General features: G+C 45.3%; 17 protein-coding genes. 9 read left to right on the forward strand and 8 right to left on the reverse strand.

The window, feature by feature from the left end; genetic code table 11:
* Positions 1-66: 66 nt before the first annotated feature.
* Complete coding sequence (locus MYF79_RS02005) at positions 67-807, reverse strand: PPK2 family polyphosphate kinase (RefSeq protein WP_247812320.1); 741 nt, start codon at positions 805-807, stop codon at positions 67-69.
* Between the two features lie 123 nt (positions 808-930).
* On the opposite strand from MYF79_RS02005, the gene MYF79_RS02010 reads away from it, so the two are divergent.
* A complete protein-coding gene (locus MYF79_RS02010) occupies positions 931-1800 on the forward strand; it encodes a DMT family transporter (protein WP_247812321.1) in 870 nt (289 codons plus the stop codon).
* A 107-nt stretch (positions 1801-1907) separates the two neighbouring features.
* Here the strand turns inward: MYF79_RS02010 and frr are convergent, their stop codons facing one another.
* Entirely contained in the window at positions 1908-2471 is a 564-nt protein-coding gene (gene frr, locus MYF79_RS02015; RefSeq protein WP_199653964.1) for a ribosome recycling factor, read from the reverse strand.
* A 101-nt stretch (positions 2472-2572) separates the two neighbouring features.
* Entirely contained in the window at positions 2573-3727 is a 1155-nt protein-coding gene (locus tag MYF79_RS02020; protein WP_247812322.1) for a glycosyltransferase family 4 protein, read from the reverse strand.
* Between the two features lie 229 nt (positions 3728-3956).
* Between MYF79_RS02020 and MYF79_RS02025 the strand changes: the two genes are divergently transcribed.
* On the forward strand, positions 3957-4745 hold the full coding sequence (locus tag MYF79_RS02025) for a transketolase (RefSeq protein ID WP_247815105.1): 789 nt from the start codon (positions 3957-3959) through the stop codon (positions 4743-4745).
* 198 nt (positions 4746-4943) lie between these two features.
* Here MYF79_RS02025 and MYF79_RS02030 read toward each other — a convergent pair whose 3' ends face one another.
* Positions 4944-6170, reverse strand: coding sequence for an FtsX-like permease family protein (locus tag MYF79_RS02030; RefSeq protein WP_247812323.1), 1227 nt, complete (start codon positions 6168-6170; stop codon positions 4944-4946).
* A gap of 12 nt (positions 6171-6182) precedes the next feature.
* Complete coding sequence (rbfA, locus tag MYF79_RS02035) at positions 6183-6557, reverse strand: 30S ribosome-binding factor RbfA (protein ID WP_199653971.1); 375 nt, start codon at positions 6555-6557, stop codon at positions 6183-6185.
* Between the two features lie 145 nt (positions 6558-6702).
* On the opposite strand from rbfA, the gene MYF79_RS02040 reads away from it, so the two are divergent.
* The 4 genes from MYF79_RS02040 to MYF79_RS02055 all read left to right on the forward strand — a co-directional run bounded on the left by MYF79_RS02040 (position 6703) and on the right by MYF79_RS02055 (position 11383).
* Positions 6703-8535, forward strand: coding sequence for an ABC transporter ATP-binding protein (locus MYF79_RS02040; protein WP_247812324.1), 1833 nt, complete (start codon positions 6703-6705; stop codon positions 8533-8535).
* 123 nt (positions 8536-8658) lie between these two features.
* Entirely contained in the window at positions 8659-10191 is a 1533-nt protein-coding gene (locus MYF79_RS02045) for a glycosyltransferase (protein WP_247812325.1), read from the forward strand.
* A 158-nt stretch (positions 10192-10349) separates the two neighbouring features.
* Complete coding sequence (locus MYF79_RS02050) at positions 10350-10802, forward strand: helix-turn-helix domain-containing protein (RefSeq protein ID WP_247812326.1); 453 nt, start codon at positions 10350-10352, stop codon at positions 10800-10802.
* Positions 10802-11383, forward strand: a complete 582-nt coding sequence (locus MYF79_RS02055; RefSeq protein WP_247812327.1) for a PIN domain-containing protein — start codon at positions 10802-10804, stop codon at positions 11381-11383. The genes MYF79_RS02050 and MYF79_RS02055 overlap by 1 nt, the downstream gene beginning before the upstream one ends.
* Positions 11384-11510: 127 nt before the next feature.
* Here the strand turns inward: MYF79_RS02055 and MYF79_RS02060 are convergent, their stop codons facing one another.
* Together MYF79_RS02060 and ileS are read right to left on the reverse strand one after the other, a co-directional pair.
* Positions 11511-12560: a TraR/DksA family transcriptional regulator gene (locus tag MYF79_RS02060; protein WP_247812328.1), complete on the reverse strand. Its 1050-nt coding sequence runs from the start codon at positions 12558-12560 to the stop codon at positions 11511-11513.
* A 4-nt stretch (positions 12561-12564) separates the two neighbouring features.
* Entirely contained in the window at positions 12565-16119 is a 3555-nt protein-coding gene (gene ileS / locus MYF79_RS02065; RefSeq protein WP_247812329.1) for an isoleucine--tRNA ligase, read from the reverse strand.
* 249 nt (positions 16120-16368) lie between these two features.
* Between ileS and MYF79_RS02070 the strand changes: the two genes are divergently transcribed.
* Complete coding sequence (locus tag MYF79_RS02070) at positions 16369-16830, forward strand: PepSY-like domain-containing protein (RefSeq protein WP_199653980.1); 462 nt, start codon at positions 16369-16371, stop codon at positions 16828-16830.
* Between the two features lie 596 nt (positions 16831-17426).
* Positions 17427-17705 carry a hypothetical protein gene (locus MYF79_RS02075; protein WP_247812330.1) on the forward strand — a complete coding sequence of 93 codons (279 nt, stop codon included), beginning with the start codon at positions 17427-17429 and terminating at the stop codon, positions 17703-17705.
* Between the two features lie 251 nt (positions 17706-17956).
* Here the strand turns inward: MYF79_RS02075 and MYF79_RS02080 are convergent, their stop codons facing one another.
* Positions 17957-18880: a helix-turn-helix domain-containing protein gene (locus MYF79_RS02080; protein ID WP_247812331.1), complete on the reverse strand. Its 924-nt coding sequence runs from the start codon at positions 18878-18880 to the stop codon at positions 17957-17959.
* A 249-nt stretch (positions 18881-19129) separates the two neighbouring features.
* Between MYF79_RS02080 and MYF79_RS02085 the strand changes: the two genes are divergently transcribed.
* Entirely contained in the window at positions 19130-20812 is a 1683-nt protein-coding gene (locus MYF79_RS02085) for a hypothetical protein (protein ID WP_247812332.1), read from the forward strand.
* Positions 20813-20819 lie beyond the last annotated feature (7 nt).

Raw genomic sequence — 20819 nt, forward strand, 5'->3', positions numbered from 1 at the left:
TGAAGACAATCTGCGCTAAAGATAATTATTATACTTTATAACTATATAACTGTTACCATTTTATCGCTACAGTGTCGGATATTCCATATTGAAAGAACGGAGTGTATCCCTCAGCGTTTGTGCTATCAGATATTCTTTATACCAGTTCTGATCTGATGGTACTATCTGCCATTTAACATCATTACAATGTTCGATCGCTTCTTCGTACATTTTCATGTAATCCTTCCACAGTTTGGCTTCCGTTGTATCATTCTTGTTATACTTCCACATTTTTTGCGGGTCCTTCCGCCTCTCCTTTAGTCGTTCTTTTTGTTCTTCTTCAGAAATATGCAGATAGAATTTCAGAATAGTGGTATTGTTATGTTCCGTCAGCAGGCGTTCAAAATCGTTGATGGCCTGCATTCTCTTCATGGCCGTTTCATCGTCTATCCATTTATGTACGCGTTGCACCAGGATGTCTTCGTAGTGAGAGCGGTTGAACACGTGTATCATTCCTTTTGCGGGGGCAAACCTGTGTATGCGCCACAGGAAGTCATGATCTTTTTCATCTTCCGTCGGGGCTTTAAATCCGCGGACATTCACTCCCTGGGGATTCATATTTCCCAGTACTTTCCTGATAAGCCCATCCTTACCGCTGGCGTCCATTCCCTGCAATACTACCAGTATGGCATGCTTATGTTCGGCAAATAACAGGTTTTGTAATCCATCCAGCTCGCCCAGTATTTCCTGGGTTACGGCTTTGACAGTCTTCTTTTCCATTCCTTCAGGGGCTCTGGTACTGATCTCTGCGAGATTGATCTTATTCATCTGTCAAGGGTTAAGTTCTTGTAATTGTAACAAAATACACTCCGAAGTGTTGTTATCGTGCGCAAATTATACCTGATCATATAGCAAAATATACGGACATTTGCTGGCTTAAAACAACCTATCGTGAACAACCGCGCCATCAACTGGAGTATTTTCCTCTTATTATCATTGACCTGGGGCAGTTCTTTTATACTGATGAAGATCGGTCTGGAAGCGCTTTCTCCCTACCAGGTGGCCAGTCTTCGCCTGTTCAGTGCAGGTATAGCCTTACTGCCATTCTTCTTCAAATATATTCGTCAGACGCCCCTCAATAAGATCCCTGTCATTATCCTGTCCGGCATCCTGGGCAATCTCTTACCGGCATACCTGTTCTGCATTGCTGAAACACGTATCGACAGTGCGCTGGCGGGTATCCTGAATGGTCTGGTACCGTTGATGTCACTGCTGGCCGGCTTTTTCCTTTTCCGTGCACCTATCGTCAGGCTGCAGTTGCTGGGCATCTTTGCCGGCCTGCTGGGCGTGGTGCTGCTCTTTGTTGTGAAGGGTGTGGATACCGGCTACTGGTATTATGGCCTTTGGATCGTGTTGGCCACCATCTGCTATGGTATCAATATAGCGTTGGTACATCATCATCTGAAAGGATACAGTTCCCTGCAGCTGGGCTCCATTGCGTTATTCTTCTGCGCTCTTTTTGCCTTACCGGTACTGATGTACACCCACTTCTTTCATTTGCTGTCGGGACCTGCCATTCCCTGGCGTTCACTGGCGGCCAGTGTTACCCTGGGCATACTGGGTAGTGGTATCGCATCCGTATTATTCTATATCCTGATCAACAGGGCGGGAGCATTATTCGCTTCTATGGTCACTTATGCCTTGCCGGTGGTGGCTATTGGCTGGGGATTGCTGGCCGGAGAGCGGATCTCTTTCCTGCAGGTATTATGCCTGGGCGTTATACTGGCAGGCGTATATATTGTAAATAAAGCAAAACGCTGATCCTGACGGACCAGCGTTTTGTATAAATTCTTTTCTTGTAAGTCTGGCTGGCAGATGATGATCTGCTGAAGCATTACACTGTTCTTTTGGCCAACAGGCAACCTCACTTAGATCACCATGATCTCTTTTTCCTTCTGCGCACAGTGCTTGTCTACCACCTCGATATATTTATTAGTCAGGCTCTGGATATCTGCCTCTGCATCTTTTGCAATGTCTTCACTCAGGCCATCTTTCTGTAATTTCTTGATGGCTTCGATCGCATCCCTGCGGATATTTCTGATAGCAATTTTCGCCTGTTCACCTTCACCGGCAGCTCGCTTTACAAATTCTTTCCTTCTTTCTTCCGTGAGTGGTGGCAGGAACATACGGATAATCTGACCGTCGTTCTGCGGGTTAATACCAATATTGGATGCGATAATCGCTCTTTCAATAGGCTGCAGCATATTCCTTTCCCATGGCTGGACGGTCAGGGTACGGGCATCCGCCACTGCAATGTTGGCTACCTGCGAGAGGGGAGTAGGCGCACCATAGTATTCTACCGTAATTCCATCCAATATTTGCGGGTTAGCTTTACCGGCCCTGATCTTGGTCAGTTCCACCTCCAGGTGTGCGATGGCCTTTTGCATGGTTCCGGTAGCATCGTCAATAATTAACGTTAGATCATCTTGCATAGCAAAAAATAATTAAGTGCCTGCAAACCTACAGGATTTATCTGAAATTGGAAAGTTGTTACAAAGGGAGGGGCGCCGGTTAAGGATAACCGGGCCTGAAATTATTTATCCTGCAGGATACCTTTTGTGTTCACGCGCAGGATCTTGGGATGATTGACCGCCGCCTGCGCCTCATTGGCCGCATCTTTAATAGCGGATACAGTAAGCGCCCGCAGCATAGCTTCCTTTCTCTTTTTCATCTGGTACAGAATGCCGGTGAACAATAAGGCTGATCCCAGGATCACGCTTAACAGGTAACCGGAGCCGATGTCCTGCAGGGCAAAAGCCAGGGCTATATAGCCTGCATTGATCATCACCATTACCACAGCTGTCTGTTTGTGGTTCAGTCCCAGTTCCAGCAGATAGTGGTGAATGTGGTTACGGTCTGCAGAAAAAGGTGATCTCCCGTGCATCATACGGATGGCAAATACACGTAATGTATCGAACAGCGGCATGATCAGGATAGCGATGGCCACGATAGGTACAGCGGTGATCGGTAGTTTACCGGCGGGGTTACCGGCTACTTCAATGAACTTAACGGCAAGGATGGCGTTTACCAATCCCACCATCAGTGAACCTGTGTCGCCCATGAATATACGTGCAGGAGATATATTATAAATAAGGAAAGCTGCCAGGCCACCGGCCATGGCAAAGCCCATCACTGCATACAGCAATTCGCCTGTGTACAGGAAATAGGTACCCAATACTCCGGATACCAGCATACCAATACTACCTGCCAGACCATCCACACCGTCTATCAGGTTAAATGCATTGATGATAACCAGGAAAGTAAAATAAGTCAGTAAGAGGCTGAAATGCGGAGGAAGGGCGTCAATTCCCATAATCCCATACATACTGCTGATCTGTAAATTGCCCAGGTATATTACGGCAAAAGAAGCCATCAACTGGCCGATCAGTTTCTTCAGCGGAGAAAGTCCCACGATGTCATCTTTCATCCCAACCATAAAGATCACGATGAATGCAGCCACCATGTATTGAAACGGGGAATCTGCAAAAGCAGGTACACACACTGCAGATGCCATCACAAATCCTGAAAAAAAACCGATACCCCCTAAAGTTGGTATACGAGCTTTGTGAGATTTCCTTTCGTCCGGTTCGTCATAAAGATGTTTCAACTCTGCTACCCTTATTAAAACCGGGATTGCAAAATAGGTTATAACAAAACTCAGGACGGTTGCAATTAAAACATTCTCCATGTTGGGAGGGGCTTGATTATTACAAAGATATTAATTTCAATCAAATGTGTATCATAAAAATAGGAAATTAAATAGATTTGGGCCCTGGATCATTAAAAACTATTAGCTTAGGGAGTAAATATGCCAGGAATCTATTTAATTTTTCTATTAATTTAGCAATTCAAAATTTGCAATTATCATGCCTCAGTTGAAAGACATAGCAACACAAATCAGACGGGATATAGTTCGTATGGTGCATGGCTGCCAAAGCGGCCATCCAGGCGGTTCTTTAGGATGTGCAGATTTCTTTACTGCCCTTTATTTCAAAGTTATGCAGCATAAGCCGCAACCTTTTGACATGGATGGTGGAGATCAGGACCTGTTCTTCCTTTCAAACGGGCACATTTCACCAGTATTCTACAGCACTTTAGCCCACGCCGGCTATTTTCCAAAAGAAGAACTGGCTACTTTCCGTAAGCTGAATTCCCGTCTCCAGGGTCACCCTACCACACACGAACACCTGCCAGGTGTAAGGGTTGCTTCAGGTTCCCTCGGACAGGGTATGAGCGTAGCCATTGGTGCTGCACTGACAAAAAAATTAAATAATGATGACCGTTTTGTATTCTCCCTCCATGGCGATGGAGAACTGGAAGAAGGTCAGAACTGGGAAGCGATCATGTTTGCTCCCCATCATAAAGTAGACAATCTCATCGTAACGATCGACTGGAACGGCCAGCAGATCGACGGTACCGTGGAAGATGTAGCAGGCCTGGGTAACCTCGAGCCTAAATTTGCTTCTTTCGGCTGGGAAGTGCTGCACATGGACGGAAACAATATGGATGAAGTAGTAGCTACCCTCGAGAAAGCAGTTAGCTTAACCGGACAGGGTAAGCCTATCGTGATCCTGATGAAAACCGTAATGGGTAAGGGTGTTGACTTCATGGAAGGTCACCACGAATGGCATGGTATCGCGCCAAGCGACGAACAGCTGGCTAAAGCACTCGCACAGCTGCCGGCAACAGAACTGGGCGATTATTAATTAATTGAATGATCAGTTAGCATCAGGAATTGGCAGTCTTTCTACCGTAACTCCTGCGGGAGATATTTTAAAGACCTGTCGATCAGGGGTGGGTATTGTAATTTTTACAAAGCGTCCCGAAAGTCTTTTCTGAGAATGATATAAATAAAAAAGCATCCGTTTTAAGGCGGATGCTTTTTTATTTATATCATATCCGGGTTATGTTGCCTTCAGTTCCATGTTCTGCCTGCCCGCCCTTCTTGCCGGGTACCAGCTGGCAGCCAGGCCTATCACTATAATTGTGGCGCTTACCAGGACGAAATCGCTCAGCTGCATACTCACCGGGTAGGCGCTCACCAGGAAGGACTCTTCTTCCAGTGTTATCAATCCGAACTTTTGCTGTAAGAGGCAGAATAAGATACTGATCCCAAATCCGATCAGGGTTCCGATGCCCGCTATGATCATGCCCTCCATCAGGAATATACGGGTGATCAGTTGTGGACGGGCGCCCATTGCCTTCAGGATGGTGATATCCTTCTGCTTTTCCATCACCAGCATGTACAAACAGCCTATCATATTAAATGCGGCAATCATCAGGATGAAACTCATAATGGCATATACCGCCCAGCGCTCGGTTTGCATAATGGCATATAATGCCTGGTTCTGCTCGTAACGGGTTTGTACATTATAGCCCTTGCCGAGCAATGCCTGCAAACGCTGTTTGAGCACCATATCGTCCAATCCGGACACTCCTTTCACCTCCAGCGCCGACATCTCATTTTCATTCATCCCCAGCAGTTCGCGCATGAAGGCTATGTTCGTGATCACATATTTACTATTGAATTCCTGCTGGATGGCAAAGGACCCCGCAGGATACAGCACTCCACTGCCCAGCGCTTCTTCCGGCGTGGTAAAGCTCTTCACATTCCGCCGTGGCAGGTATACACTGACGGGGGTCAGGTCCCGTTCCAGGTCTACCCCCAGGGCTATCTCCAACTCAATACCCAGTACTGCCTTGTAACCATTTTCATCGCCCGTGTCAAATTTACCATGGGCAATGCTTTTATCTACAGCTGCAACCTTATTGTAATTGCTGTCCACTCCTTTGAGAATGGCAATGGTCTGATCTCCTGCGCCATACCGTAATACCGCTTTCTCCTCCACAACTTCCGTCATATCCGCTACACCTTTCACGGCAGCGATCTGTTTCAGCTGTGCCGGTGTGAGCGTAATACTCTTCCCGGTCTCCGCGCTGATCTTTACCGAAGGATAAAAAGTGGTATATAAAGATTTCACCAATCCCTCAAATCCATTAAATACGCTGAGGATAATGATCAGCGCACCTGCCCCTACTGCAATAGCTGATACACTAACCCAGGCAATAATATTGATGGCATTGGTACTTTTTTTAGCCCTGAAATAACGGGACGCAAACTGCCAGATCAAATTGATACCATTTTATTTGTTTTCCTTCCCTCCTTCGTCGTCTTTGATCTTCTTGAACAGTTCTTCCATTTTGAATACGTAATCCAGCGTATCGTCGAGGAACAGCGAGAGCTCGGGCACGCGGCGTAATTGTTTGCCTACGCGATGCCCCAGTTCTTTCTTGATCTCACCCATTCTTTCCTTGATCCGGTTTACCATAGCGTGGTTATCGGCGATCTGGAACATGCTCAGGTACACCCTTGCCTCCAGCAGGTCTGGCGTCATACGTACGGCGGATATAGAGATCATACCTCCCTCCAGTACGTTGAATCCCATACGCTGAAAGATATCACTGAGTTCTTTCTGTAACAGCTGCCCGATCTGTTTCTGTCTTTTGCTTTCCTGCATAATATTTTAAGATTTGAGATTGTATTAACTTGCACCCTTAATTCAATCTTCTCCGGCAAAGATAAGGAAACGGGCATGTGCTGACAGATATAAAATCGGCCCCTGCTTCCGGAAAGGATAAACAGACAAGATAAATAATCTTAAGATGAAGACTTTTTTCAGGTTGCTGAGTTTGTCGAAGCCCTATCACCACTACATCCCGGAATATGTTGTGTATGTGTTACTTTATACCATCTTTGGCCTAATGAACTTTACGCTGCTCATTCCCTTGATGAATGCACTGTTCAATGCCGGCGAGCAGGAAATAGTGACGCAAATGCCCCATTTTTCATTCTCCATAGCGTATTTCAAAGATGTTTTCAATTATTACCTGACATCACTGCTACACCAATATAATGGCAATAAGTTCCCTGTGCTCATATATATATGTGTAGTCCTCTTTGTCAGTATCGTTCTGAAAAACCTTTTCGGCTACCTGAGCCAGAAGGTACTCACACGCATGCGTGTGAACATGCTACGCAAAATGAGGGACCAGGTATTCCATCAGTATACCACACAATCCATGGGGTTCTTTCATAATGAACGTAAGGGAGACCTGTTGTCCGTGCTCAGTGGCGACGTGGTGGAAGTAGAGAACTCCGTGACTACCGCGCTGCAGACACTGCTCCGCGATCCACTGGTGATCATATCTACCTTCATTGCACTGTTTACTTTGTCTAAAGAACTGACCTTTTTCACCTTGTTATTCTTCCCTGTTTCCGGACTGATACTCAGCACTGTTTCCAAAAAGCTGAAGAAGCAATCTAACCAGGGGCAGCTGCTGTTAGGTAAGCTGTTGAATATCACGGAGGAAACGCTGTCAGGTGTGCGTATCATCAAGGCATTCAACGGAGAGTCTTTTATCAAGAACAAATTCCACCAGGATAACCTTACCTATGCCCGCACCTTCAAGTCAATGCAGGACCAGCGTGAAATGGCGTCTCCTGTATCTGAAATATTAGGCGTACTGGTGGTGATTGTGATCATGCTGTATGGTGGCCGCCTGATACTGTCGGGCGACAACTCACTGACCGGAAGCGCCTTCATAGCCTACCTGGGCTTCTATTTTCAGATCCTGGCGCCTGCCAAGTCTATCGGCACTGCATTCACCGCCTTACCAAGAGGGATAGCCGCCGGCGAGAGAGTGTTGCGCATCATGGACCTGCCCAACAACATCGCTGATAAACCGGATGCAAAATCGCTACCCAGCTTTGAACGTGAGATCAGCCTTGACAATGTTTCCTTTGCATATAAGGAAAACCCGGTGCTGAAAAACGTACAGCTGAAAATAGCCAAAGGCCGTATGATAGCCCTGGTGGGTAAAAGCGGCGCCGGTAAATCGACCATAGCAGACCTGATACCCCGCTTCTATGATGTCACTGCCGGCAGCATCCGGGTTGACGGACAAGATATCAGGGATGTGAAAATGCATGACCTCCGGGCATTAATAGGTATGGTATCCCAGGAGGCTATACTCTTTAATGATACTGTTTTCAATAATATCGCCTTTGGACAGCCCGATGCTGACAGGGAAGCCGTGATCAATGCCGCTAAGATCGCCAATGCGCACGAATTCATTGTGCAGCTTGAAAACGGTTATGATACCTCTATCGGCGACAGGGGTATGAAACTCAGCGGCGGTCAGCGCCAGCGTCTGACCATTGCACGCGCCATTTTTAAAAATCCTCCCATACTCATACTTGACGAAGCAACATCCGCATTGGACACAGAATCTGAAAAACTGGTGCAGGATGCACTGGACAGACTGATGGAAAACCGCACCACTATCGTCATTGCACACCGTCTTTCCACCATTCAGCATGCCGATGAGATCGTAGTGCTGGACAAAGGAGAGGTCAGGGAACAAGGCACACACGATCAGCTGATTGCCAATGATGGCATTTACCGGAAACTGGTAGAGATGCAGGAGTTTAAATAGCATTAATATAGCAGCCCCTGCTATGGCCCCATTTTTGTGGCCCATAGGCCCTATGTCAGATACGGCCTATGGGCTTTTTTTATTTCGATAGGCTGATTATTCACTTAAAACAAGCGTTCGCCTATGATTTCCATTATTATTCCGGTTCTGAACGAAGGGGCTACATTACGTCAGGTAATAAAAACCATCAAAAAGACAACTAGAAAGATCGAGATCATTGTGGTAGATGACAACTCTAATGATAATTCTGTGGAAGAAGCCCTGAAGGAGAAAGTGCGTGTTATTACCAGCAGTCAGCGGGGCAAGGGAATCTCCATGCGGGAAGGCATGATGGCGGCAAAAAATGAGATTGTGATGTATGTGGATGGTGACATTCTCACCTATCCGGACAATATCGTAGAGTTGTTGACAGATCCTATTGTAGAAGGTAAAGCAGACTTCGTAAAATCCTATTTCGAACGGCAGGCGGGCAGGGTTACACAACTGGTAGCCAAACCCTTGCTGAGCATCCTTTTCCCGGACCTGGCCGGCTTCAATCAACCGCTCAGTGGCATGATCGCAGCCAGGAAATCTCTCTTATCGCAGGTCCGTTTTGAAAACGATTATGGAGTGGACATCGGCCTGCTGATAGACATGCACCTGATGGGTGCACGTATTACAGAAGCCAATATCGGACGGGTAGAAAATGCCATGCAGACATGGGAGCAACTGAGTAAGATGTCGAGGGAGGTATCCCGTACCATTCTGCGGAAGGCAGAGAATATTCCCCAGGAGAATCTGGAAACACTGGGCAAGATCAATATTATCAGGGAGCAGATGGAGTATTCCATCCTGGAATCTATTGACAAACTACACAAGATGGTCATCTTTAACCTGGATGAGGCCATCTTTGGAGAAGATTACCTTATGGCTGCCGCCAGGGAGTTTGGGTTTGGACATGCCCTTCAGCAGATCAGGGAACATTTCACTGACCCGGCGGTCATCCTGGAGCATACGGCTACACTATTTCAGGGCAGGAACCTGGCAGAGTTGCTGGAGGTGGCTGAGACTATTCCCCTGGTGCCGGACATCAAAAGTGTGGTAAGGGAACTAAAGAAAAGAGGATATACCTGCGGCGTTATTACCGATGGGTTTGAATGTGTGGCGCGTCATATTAAGAATAAGCTGGGGATGGACTTTGCCTTTGCAAACAAGTTACATCTGTACAACAGTGTAGCCACAGGCGAGGTAACGATCCCCGAATATTTCCTGTGTGCGGATAAAAATATACCTTCGCAGCCTGCAGTTTATTGTAAGAGCAATATATTAACCTATATTGCAGACAAATACCACGTCACGTCACAGAACATTATATATGTAGGCAGCGGTTCTGATGGCATACAACTACTCGAAGAGGCAGGTATAGGTGTCGCATTTGATGCAGTAAGCCCCGACACGGAAAAAGTTGCCGATAAAATTATTCCCGGCCCATGGATGGAACCCTTGTTGCAGATAGCCCAGGCCAGTCCCGACAGGTTCAAGCTGCGCTTACCAGCGATCAGTAAGAAACAGGCAAGACGGATAGGCGTAGGCAGTCTTATCGGATTAGCGTCCGCGGGCTTATTATACTTTGCGGCCAGGCAGATCAATAAAAGCAAGAAACCAGCGGTTTCATAAAGATAATCTCCTTGAAGCCCCTGTTTATTTACACTGGCGTTCCTTCTGTTGACAGGAGGGACGCTTTTTTTATGCCGCTGAATTTCTGTTGTAAATTTTCGTTTGTTTCGTTTATTTCATATAACTTTATTATAACCAACTGATAAAATAATAGATATATGGAAGCGCTATTAGAAAAGATCTCCAAAAAAGACCAAAAGATCGCCAGAGAATTGAGGAACAAAGCAGCGTTGGCACATTTCGAGATAAGCCAGACAGACAGCAATATAATTCCTGTTCAAGTAGGGGGACATATCCTTGAAATACCCAGATCAGCAATAGTGCTTTTTTTCAAAATATTAGACAACATGGGGAAGAGAGATACTTTTGCAGTATACTTTTCGGATAATAAAGAAGATATCAGCACACAACAGGCGGCAGAAATACTAGGTGTGTCCCGGCCCCATCTTGTTAGCCTTTTAGAGAAAGGTGACATTCCTTATAAGAAAGTAGGCACGCATCGCAGAATACAACTAAAGGACATTGTTGCTTATGATAAAAAAGTCAGGAAAAACAGGTCTAAGCAATTAAAATTTCTGGTGAAGCAGGCACAGGAACTTAATCTGTATTGATGGGGCACATTGAAAAACCTGTTGCAGTGCTAGATGCCAACGTCTTGTATGCGGTATCACTATGCGACTTTCTTCTGCACTTAGCAGAGTCGGACTTGTTTATTCCGAAATGGTCTAAGTCCATAAGTGATGAATGGATAAGAAATCTACTAGCTAATCGTCCCGATTTGAAAGCATCTCAACTGAAAAAGAGACATCTTGCCATGGAACATGCTTTCCCTGATGCAAATGTTACAGATTATAAAAGTCTGATAACTCATTTAAAGTTGCCAGACGAAGATGACCGACATGTTTTGGCAGCTGCAATTAAGAGTAAGGCAAACTTAATTATCACCTTTAACGAAAAAGATTTTCCTCCAAGGTATATAGGACAATATAAAATTGCCATCGAAAATCCTGACGATTTTATATGCCGCTTATTGAACGTGGATCAACCCCAAGTATTACAGGCATTCCTGACTCAGGTCAGATCGCTCGGAAATCCTCCCAGGAGTGTTGAACAAATATTAACTTCCCTTAAAAAGTGTGGATTAACAAAAAGCACCGCGATAATTAGAGATGCACTGAAAGAGATGCATTAAAAACCGGCACAAAAAAATCCTGATCTGCCCTCCGCTTTCGCACAGTGGCGGTGCCATTTGTGTGCTTAACGGATTTATAGATCAGGATCTTTAATATAGTGGAACCGGTATCCCGGTTACTTATTCCTTACTTGCTTTTTGCCAGTTTCGCTTCGATGCTCAGTGTAGCGTGTGGTACAGCACGCAGACGGGCTTTATCAATCAGCTTACCGGTAACACGACAGATGCCGTAGGTTTTGTTTTCGATACGCACGAGGGCTTTCTCCAGGTGGTCGATGAACTGGATCTGGCGGCTGGCCATCTGGTTCAGCTGTTCCCTTTCCTGGGAGCCGCTGCCGTCTTCCATGCTCATGTATTTGTTTTCAGTGTCATCAGTACCGGCTTCATCTTTGCGGGTAATGAGGCCCTGCAGGTATACCAGTTCCTTTTTAGCTGCTTCCAGCTTTTTCAGGATCAGGTCTTTGAACTCCTGCAGATCAGCGTCACTATAACGGTACACAGGACCTGCTGGTTGTTCCGGCTGGTCAAGTACAGATTTAGTGAACTCTGGCTGGTAGGTAACCAATGTAGTTGCTTTAGTGCTTTTTTTGTCAGTTTTATCAGCACGCTCAGCAGGCTTTTCAGCTTTCGCTGGCACTGCTTTTTCAGTTTTTTGCACTTTGTCCGCTGTTTTTTTACCGGCGTCCTTTGCAACAACTTTTTCTTTATCTTCTTTATTATTCTTTACTGGCATTATTACTTCTTTTTCTTCTGGCTTTGAAATTTGTTTGTCTTTATCTGCAGTAACGCTCGGCGTCACCACTTTCTTTATATCAGGCACTTTCGCGGAAGAAGCTGCGAGCTTAGCAGTAGCTGCTGCTTTCTTTACGGGTTGCACCGCCGGAGCTGCTATGGGTGCTTTCTTTACTACAGATTTACTGGACGAAGCCGTCTGGGAAACTGTTGATTTTTTGGCAACAACCTTTTCGGTTGCGGTGGGTTTGACCTGTTTGGTAGCAACTTTGGGCGCAGCATTCTTAGCGGCCGGTTTAGCCGGTGCTACTGCTTTCTTTGTCGGAGCAGGCTTTGCTGCCGCAGCCTTCTTAGCAGGAGTGGCCTGCTTTGCCGGAGCCTTCTTAGCCGGTGTTGTTGCTGCCTTTTGGGTCTTCTTAATAGCAACTTTCTTGCTTGTTGCCATGGGATTAGCTTTTTTTGTTAACTAATACGTTGAATGTCAAATCATTTACTTCTATTTCAATACCTTCCTGTAATTCCGGCACTATCTCCAGACTATCTGCCAAAATTTCCGTGCAAATATAGTCATTATAGTTAATAATCGCCGATTTCAGGCTGTCTATTACTGCCACTTTTACGTGTATCCTGTCAGTCAGTTCGAAGTCGCTATCCTTCCTGATCTTCTGTATACGGTTCACCAGTTCACGGGCATTACCTTCATCCAGTAGTGCAGGTGTAATAGTAATATCAAGCGCTACCGTGAGGGCGCCTTTATTTGCGACTGTCCAACCGGGAATATCTTCTGAGATGATCTCTACGTCTGATAATTGTATAGGTAGTTGTTCATCTTCAACCTGAAGGATAAATTCTCCATTGCGTTCGAGGGATGCGATATCTGCTGCTGAGAATGCACTGATAGCTGCTGCTACGGCTTTCATCTTTGCCCCCATTTTACCGCCCAGGGACTTATAGTTCGGCTTGATCTTTTTCTTGATGAAACCTTCCGTTTCCGTAAGATACTCAATACCTTTCACATTCACCTCACTTTTTATCAGGTCCTCGATTTTTTCAATTTGCTCCTTAATATGAGCATTTTGAACCGGTATCAATATCTTTTGTAACGGCTGACGCACCTTAATGTTCACTTTTTTCCTCAGAGACAATACCAGTGAGGATATATCCTGCGCCAGCTGCATTCTCTCTTCCAGGTCGGCATCCACTGCTGTAGCCACCACTACAGGGAAATTCCTGTGGTGTATTGAAGCATCCGCATGGCGATTGCTGACACTATTAAGATTACCAAATAACCAATCTGCAAAGAACGGTGACACCGGCGCCATTAAACCGGCCAATGTTTCGAGACATTCGTACAAGGTCTGGTAGGCCGAGATCTTGTCGTGCGCATATTCCCCTTTCCAGAAACGGCGACGGCAAAGGCGCACATACCAGTTACTCAGGTGCTCGTCAACGAAAGTTTGCACGGCCCGGCCTGCCTGGGTAGGCTCATAATCATCCAGGTAGCCTGTTACGTCTTTCACCAGTGTATTGAGCAGGGAAATGATCCAGCGGTCTATCTCCGGACGGTCTTTCAACGGAATGTAAGCTTCCCTGAAAGTAAACTTGTCCAGGTTGGCATACATTGCGAAGAAATTATACGTATTGTACAGGGTGGAGAACAACTTACGCTGTACTTCACGGATGCCTTCAATATCAAACTTCATGCTATCCCACGGAGAGGCGTTGGTAACGAGATACCATCGTGTTGCGTCCGCCCCAAATTGTTCCAGTGTAGCGAACGGATCCACAATATTCCCCAATCGCTTACTCATCTTCACGCCATTCTTATCCAGCACCAGTCCATTTGATACCACTGTTTTATAGGCGACATTGTCAAATAGCATTGTGCCCAGGGCATGCAGGGTATAGAACCAGCCACGTGTCTGGTCAACACCTTCAGCAATGAAATCAGCAGGGAAACCTTTTGCAAACTCCTCTTTATTCTCAAATGGGTAATGCCATTGTGCATAAGGCATGGCGCCGCTATCAAACCATACGTCTATCAGGTCTGATTCGCGGTGCATCAACCGGCCCTCATTATCAAATATGATATTATCAACCATTGGTTTATGTAAATCAACGGTCTCTAATACCTCAGCTGTTATCTCAACACAATATTCTTTAACGAAATCTGTCTGGTACCAGTTAGCCAATCCAAGATCAACCAGGGTGATTTCCTCTTTTAGGATCTTCTTTCTGATAGCGTCTATATCAACAGTGAACATAGCCTGTTCAAGTTGATCTTTACCTTCATATTTAGCATTGTGAGCTGCAATGCGTTTGCTCAGTTCACTTCCTTCATTCAGCACATCCGCCTTAAATGCCTCTTTCTTATCGAAGAGAAGCGCTCCCAGTAATTCAGCTTTTGCACCCAGACACTTCTGAACAATCGCTTCAGGCTGGTTCACGTCTTTATTGGCAACAGTTCTCCAAACAGGCAGCGGTGTACCCCAGAAACGGCTACGGCTGAGGTTCCAGTCCACCATATTTTCCAGCCAGTTACCAAAGCGACCGGTGCCGGTGCTGGCGGGTTTCCAGTTGATGGTCTTGTTCAGTTCCACCATTCTTTCCTTCACCGCTGTGGTACGGATAAACCAGGCATCCAGCGGATAATATAATACAGGTTTGTCAGTACGCCAGCAATGCGGATAAGTGTGTTCGTATTTTTCAACTTTGAACGCCCGGTTTTCTTTCTTCAGTTTTACAGAGATGTCGATATCTACATCTTTATATTCCGGATCGCTCTTATAATTTTTTACATAACGGCCACCAAATTCGCCTACTTCGTCCAGGAATTTACCCTGACGATCTACCAGGGTCAGTATACCGATTCCATATTTCTTTCCTACACGATAGTCATCTGCACCAAAGGCAGGCGCAGTATGCACGATACCGGTACCATCTTCTGTAGTAACAAAGTCGCCTAACAGCACGCGGAATGGATCGCCTTCTTCCGGTTGTACATATGGTAACAATTGTTCATAACGGATATTCTCCAGCTGACTACCTCTGAAAACAGAGAGGATCTGCCATGGAATGATCTTATCTCCCTCTTTATAAGCAGCAAAATCTCCATCTTCACCTTCTTTCTTAAAGTATTTGCCGATCAGATCTTTCGCCATCACCACAAATACAGGCAGGTGTGTATAGGGATTGAATGTGCGGATGAGCGTATATTCTATATTAGCCGCTACAGTCAGACCCAGGTTCGATGGCAAGGTCCATGGAGTAGTGGTCCAGGCCATGAAGAATACTTCTGCCGCCGGATCAACTTTTCTGGCTGCTTCAAACAGGAATGCAGATTTATCTCCCTCCAGGGCTTTAAACATCGCCACCACGGTCGTGTCTTTCACCTCTTTATAACAACCTGGCATATTCAGCTCGGCAGAGCTGAGACCAGTACCCGCAGCTGGTGAATAGGGCTGAATACTGACACTTTTATATAACAGGTTTTTATTATACAGTTCTTTTACACACCACCAGAGACTTTCTATATAATTATTTTCGAAGGTTATATATGGTGATTCGAGGTCTACCCAATATCCCATCTTACGGGTCAGGTCATCCCATTTATCTTTAAATTTCAGTACTTCTGTGCGGCAGGCTTTGTTGTAATCTTCTACGGAAATCGTTTTGCCTATTGCCTCTTTTGTGATACCGAGCATTTTTTCCACACCCAGTTCCACAGGTAATCCATGAGTATCCCAACCGCCTTTACGCTTTACCTGGAAACCGCTCATTGTTTTATAACGGCATACCAGATCTTTCAGGGTACGGGAGATGACATGGTGAATACCAGGCATACCATTCGCACTGGGCGGACCTTCATAAAATACGAAAGGAGTAGCGCCTTCGCGTAGGGACACGCTTTTCTCGAAGGCCTGGATCTTTTCCCAGTGCGCCAATATGTCCTTTTCTATCTGCGGTAAATTCAGCTGGTTATATTCCTGATATTTGCTGGCCATAAAACAATTCTCCGCCCTTTGACGTTAATAAAATAAGTTGATTAAAATTCTGCAAAGTTACGGATTTTAGAGCAGCCTTGAAAAAGGCTTGACCACTAAAAAACACAGATTTGCTTTTAATTGTGGTTTTTTTTGTACTTTTACCAGGCATTAGTTCGTTGCTAGCCTTTTTGGCATTGTTTTGGTAACTACGACGGAAGAAATAAGTTGAAAAACTTAACCCAATTGAAAAACCATATCTGATTATTTATGAAAAAGTTAGTATTAATAATTTGTGTGGCACTCATATCTTCCGGCACAACTTTTGCACAAAAGAAATCAGCAAAAAAAACAAAGAAGGTAGTTGCTAAAGAGGTTGTAGCTCCCGTAGCTGTAAAAGATGCGTTTCAGCAGAACTTTTCAGGATCGGAAGCAAAGTGGTCGAAGAACTATAGCGGACATTGGGTCGCAAACTTTACAAAAGAAGATGTAAAGACTACGGCAGAATATGACGCAGATGGTAAATGGGTAGCTACCCGTAGTTCATATGCAGGAGACAGGATACCGGAAGCAGTATCCTCTACACTCAGATCAAAATATCCAAGCGCCACCATAAAAGATGGCTGGAAAATTGAAAGATCAGATGTGGCCGCATATTATAAGGTTAATATTCAGGATAACGGTGCTGACAAAGTGGTGTTGATTAATGAAAATGGAACCGTTACAGAATAATAACCACATTAAGTAGTATTTCATAGGTATAGGGATAAATAGGACAGACCCTGCTCTTTTGGGCGGGGTTTTCTTTTTTGCATAAGTATAGAATTCAGCATAATACCAAACGCTCCCTCCTTCACATTTTCGTCTGTCTTACTATTTTTAGTACTTTTTCCGCTTCTATCTAGCTGGTAACTAACAAGTTGTCACTTACATTATGTCATATTAAGCGCCTATCTGGCGCCTGACTGCCAACGTACTTTCTCCAGTCCTTCTCATATGCGCCTCTATGGCACCATCGCGCCGAAGCAAGGCTCATTTTTCCTGGTTCCAGCTGCTTTTGTACAGGCTTTTCCCTGACGGATCGCGTTTGACGCCATAATGATCTGCCCTTCCGTTGTAAATCGTGAGTTATTTGCCGAGGGGCCTCGGTCAAGCTCCAGGAGGATAATTGTCTTACAAAGGCCATAAAGGGTTTTGAGGTTATGCATTACCAGCTTACAGGTATAGTACACCCAGGGTGGAGGTAAGTCATTTCAGTATGCTACCTCCAGGCCCACTGAATACTACCCTGACACGGCAATAGACCTGAGTGATCCAATCATTTTTTAATGGACCGGAATCCTGACAGTCAAAACAATTCAATTCGGGATGGCGATGTAAATCAGTATAACTGCATTTCAAATGGAATTCCTTTCAAAAGGAAAGCAGAGGGGATACAAACACAAACCGTCCCGTTTGAGACGGGACGGCTTTATGTATTTACGGTAGAAAGCTTACCTGGCAAAAATTGCACTTTCCAAAAGGTCAAAATTGGTGTTGATGAGGTGCAAAAAATGAATGGCTTTACTCATTTTTGCCCAGTAAGCTCTCTCCATGGTCAAATCTGATAAGGAAGCTTATAAGGAAGATCAGGATAAATATCTGCCGATCGTGATACAAAGAAACACCAATATTCCGGGGACCATTTGTGTATTCGGGAAAACATTTGATCAAATCGGGAAAAGTCTGCACATCCGACCATAGCATCTCATTTGCGGCATGAATTCCTACATTAATCAGATCCAATAAAAAATCCCACTCTGGTGAGAGCGGGAGCTTTATATGATAAGTTTTTGACGCTTAATAGTTTGATCTTCAACTATCTCAGCAGCAATTCACAAGGTTTTAAACCAGTATGTTTCTTAAATGCGGTAGAAAAATGGGAAATGCAGGAATATCCCATCAGGATGGCCACTTCGGAAACAGACATCCCCCTTTCATACAACAGGTTCTTCGCCTTTTCCATCCTTTCCTTCTGGAAATAATCATAGATGGTGGTGCCATACATCGCCTTGAAGCCCTTCTTCAGGTAGCATTCATTCATGGCAACCCGGCGGGCCAGATCACGGATGGTGATGGGCGCGTCCAGCTGTTCCAATAATATGTCCCGGGCTTTCTCTATCTTCTCACGATCTTCCAGTTGTGTCAGGAAACGGCAGCCGAAACGGTCGTCGGTATCATTCTGAACAAACTGGTCTGAACTGAAGAGGAGCAATTCCAGCGCCTTACTCTGGAGGAAGATGTTTTTGAGGGCGCCGTCATAATTATGATGAACCATCTGCTCCAATACCTCTTTGGATTTTGTACTGGGCTGGATCGTTTTAACAAAAGGCTTGCGGGACTGCATGTCGAAAAGGGTAGAACTGGTAGCCCCTTTTTGCAGTGATTGTATAAAGGAAGGCTGAAAACGGACGGTGATCATGTCGATGGAAGGGGACTTCTGTACACAGTTCTCTTTATGTCCATCCACACATACACGGTCAGTACAACCGGGATTCTGGCAATACTTGTTGCCGGCAACACAATAGCGTAATTCGATAGCGGCAGTCTGCCCTCTTTTGGCCGGCTGATATACTACCATCGCTACGTCTTCTACCGGCAACGGACGATCATACGTAAACCGTTGCAAAGTAAAATCCAGACAGTCCGGCACCGCAACGGCGTCGTCCTCTGCCAATTGCAGCTGATCGCTCATAGCGGGCTGCCGGATGGCCAATGATAATATGTCCTGTACCTCTTTCACGCCATTCATTTTGTTAAATCCGTGACAAAAATAGTCATTCAAAATTTATTCAGAAACGTTTTGACATTCAGGTTACAAACGAAAAGCGCCTGAAAAGTGTAGAAAAAAGCTCTAACCTAATGAAAAATAAGCACTTAGCATTTATTGATAAGCTTCAATATTTTTTTGGGTAAGAGCGCCAGGCATCTTTTTTACAAGATAGGACATTTTATTATAGGGACTATTGGTATGAATTTCGTTTAATTGTATATGATGCAGAAAAGACCATTCTTTCTACGGATCTGGAAAAAGGTACTCCTTTCCATAATTATATTGATACTATTGGTGCTAGGCGCAGCATGGTACATTGGCCAGCGCTGGAACAGGCAGATCCAGTGGCAGCTGAAGGCCTATATCCAGGAGATGTCGGACAGCCTGTATACGCTGCGTTATGCGGACCTTAACCTGAATCCCATCACAGGTAGCCTCACACTGGAAAAAGTAAGCCTGATAAGAGATCCTGATGTATATAAACGCCTTCAGGAGGAACAAAGGGCGCCCAAACTGATCTACAGCTTTACGGCCGATGAGGTGTCACTCAGCTACTTCAAGGTATGGCGTTATTTTATGAAGAAGGAGTTGAATGCAGGATCCCTGGTGTTCAGTAACCCGGTGGTTATGCTGGAGATGAACCTGCAGAACAAGGACACTACGGTCCGGAAGAATGCTTATCAGAATATCTCTTCAAAGATAAAGTCGCTCTATTTAGGCACCCTCCGGTTAAGCAACACCAATCTCAAATACACTGTCATAAAAAAAGATAGCAGCCTTGTAATGACCCACCTGGAGAACCTGCGCATACAGGTAAAGGATTTTCTCATCGATTCTGTGGCGCTGGAAGACCCTACCCGTTTCCTCTACGCCCGCAACTATGAATTCGGTTTGGAAGAATACCGCTACCGTACGCCCGACAGCCTTTACTGGATGCATGTGAAGGATATACAGTACAGTGCTGAGGAACAAATGCTACGGATCGGCCAGTTTGCCGTTGAGCCCAGGTACCCCAGGGCGGAATTTGATATCCGTTCCAAAGTACAGCGGGACCGTTTTGATGTAAAACTGAATAATATAGAACTGGCGCGGCTGCAACCACGCATGCTGCTGGAGCACCAGGTCATATGGGCAGACAAGCTGACCATCAATAACGGGACCCTCGACATCTATCACAACCGCAAACTGCCAGAGGCCCCGGGCAATAAACTGGGACAATTTCCCAACCAGCTGTTTAAAAAGCTGGCGATACCTATATATATAGATAGCCTGGTAGGAAAGAAAACAGACATTTTCTATACGGAGATCAATCCGAAGTCGGACGAAGCGGGGAAACTCAGCATCAAACAGGTGCATGGCATATTCCGCAATGTGACCAATATAGACAGCATGGTTGCGAAAAACAGCCATATCACAGCCGATCTCAACGCTATTCTTATGAATAGCGGGAAACTGAAGGTACATTTTAACTTTTCCATGAAAGATACCCTGGGAGGGTTTGGCGTTTCGGGACAGGTAAAAAGCATGGACGGAAAGGACCTGAATCCCGTATTAAAGCCCCTGGCAATGGTACAGGTGAAATCATGCGACATTCAGGACCTGAGCTTCAGCATGACAGGGAATGAACGCAGGGCTTCGGGGCAGGTAAAATTCATTTACAGCAACCTGAAAGTGAATATTCTGAAAAAAGAAGAAGGGACGCATGAGTTTAAAAGAAAAGGGTTGATGAGTTTTCTGGCCAACGTGCTGATCATCAAAGACAGTAATCCGGCCGATGGAGAAACCCGCCTGGCGCACCCCCGCTATGAGAGAGACATCAAAAAGTCCTTTTTCAACCTGGTCTGGAAAACCTTGTTTACAGGCATCAAAGAGACGGCGCTGGGTAAAAATTCACCCATCTGATTCTATG

The sequence above is a fragment of the Chitinophaga filiformis genome, from assembly GCF_023100805.1.
GTDB classification, from domain to species: domain Bacteria; phylum Bacteroidota; class Bacteroidia; order Chitinophagales; family Chitinophagaceae; genus Chitinophaga; species Chitinophaga filiformis_B.

What these genes read in the sequence shown, in the direction of transcription:
- MYF79_RS02005 (WP_247812320.1), bottom strand. Translation starts at nt 807, where the DNA reads ATGAATAAGATCAATCTCGCAGAGATCAGTACCAGAGCCCCTGAAGGA.
- frr (WP_199653964.1), bottom strand. Translation starts at nt 2,471, where the DNA reads ATGCAAGATGATCTAACGTTAATTATTGACGATGCTACCGGAACCATG.
- MYF79_RS02020 (WP_247812322.1), bottom strand. Translation starts at nt 3,727, where the DNA reads ATGGAGAATGTTTTAATTGCAACCGTCCTGAGTTTTGTTATAACCTAT.
- MYF79_RS02025 (WP_247815105.1), top strand. Translation starts at nt 3,957, where the DNA reads ATGGTGCATGGCTGCCAAAGCGGCCATCCAGGCGGTTCTTTAGGATGT.
- rbfA (WP_199653971.1), bottom strand. Translation starts at nt 6,557, where the DNA reads ATGCAGGAAAGCAAAAGACAGAAACAGATCGGGCAGCTGTTACAGAAA.
- MYF79_RS02040 (WP_247812324.1), top strand. Translation starts at nt 6,703, where the DNA reads ATGAAGACTTTTTTCAGGTTGCTGAGTTTGTCGAAGCCCTATCACCAC.
- MYF79_RS02045 (WP_247812325.1), top strand. Translation starts at nt 8,659, where the DNA reads ATGATTTCCATTATTATTCCGGTTCTGAACGAAGGGGCTACATTACGT.
- MYF79_RS02050 (WP_247812326.1), top strand. Translation starts at nt 10,350, where the DNA reads ATGGAAGCGCTATTAGAAAAGATCTCCAAAAAAGACCAAAAGATCGCC.
- MYF79_RS02055 (WP_247812327.1), top strand. Translation starts at nt 10,802, where the DNA reads ATGGGGCACATTGAAAAACCTGTTGCAGTGCTAGATGCCAACGTCTTG.
- MYF79_RS02060 (WP_247812328.1), bottom strand. Translation starts at nt 12,560, where the DNA reads ATGGCAACAAGCAAGAAAGTTGCTATTAAGAAGACCCAAAAGGCAGCA.
- ileS (WP_247812329.1), bottom strand. Translation starts at nt 16,119, where the DNA reads ATGGCCAGCAAATATCAGGAATATAACCAGCTGAATTTACCGCAGATA.
- MYF79_RS02070 (WP_199653980.1), top strand. Translation starts at nt 16,369, where the DNA reads ATGAAAAAGTTAGTATTAATAATTTGTGTGGCACTCATATCTTCCGGC.
- MYF79_RS02075 (WP_247812330.1), top strand. Translation starts at nt 17,427, where the DNA reads ATGGACCGGAATCCTGACAGTCAAAACAATTCAATTCGGGATGGCGAT.
- MYF79_RS02085 (WP_247812332.1), top strand. Translation starts at nt 19,130, where the DNA reads ATGATGCAGAAAAGACCATTCTTTCTACGGATCTGGAAAAAGGTACTC.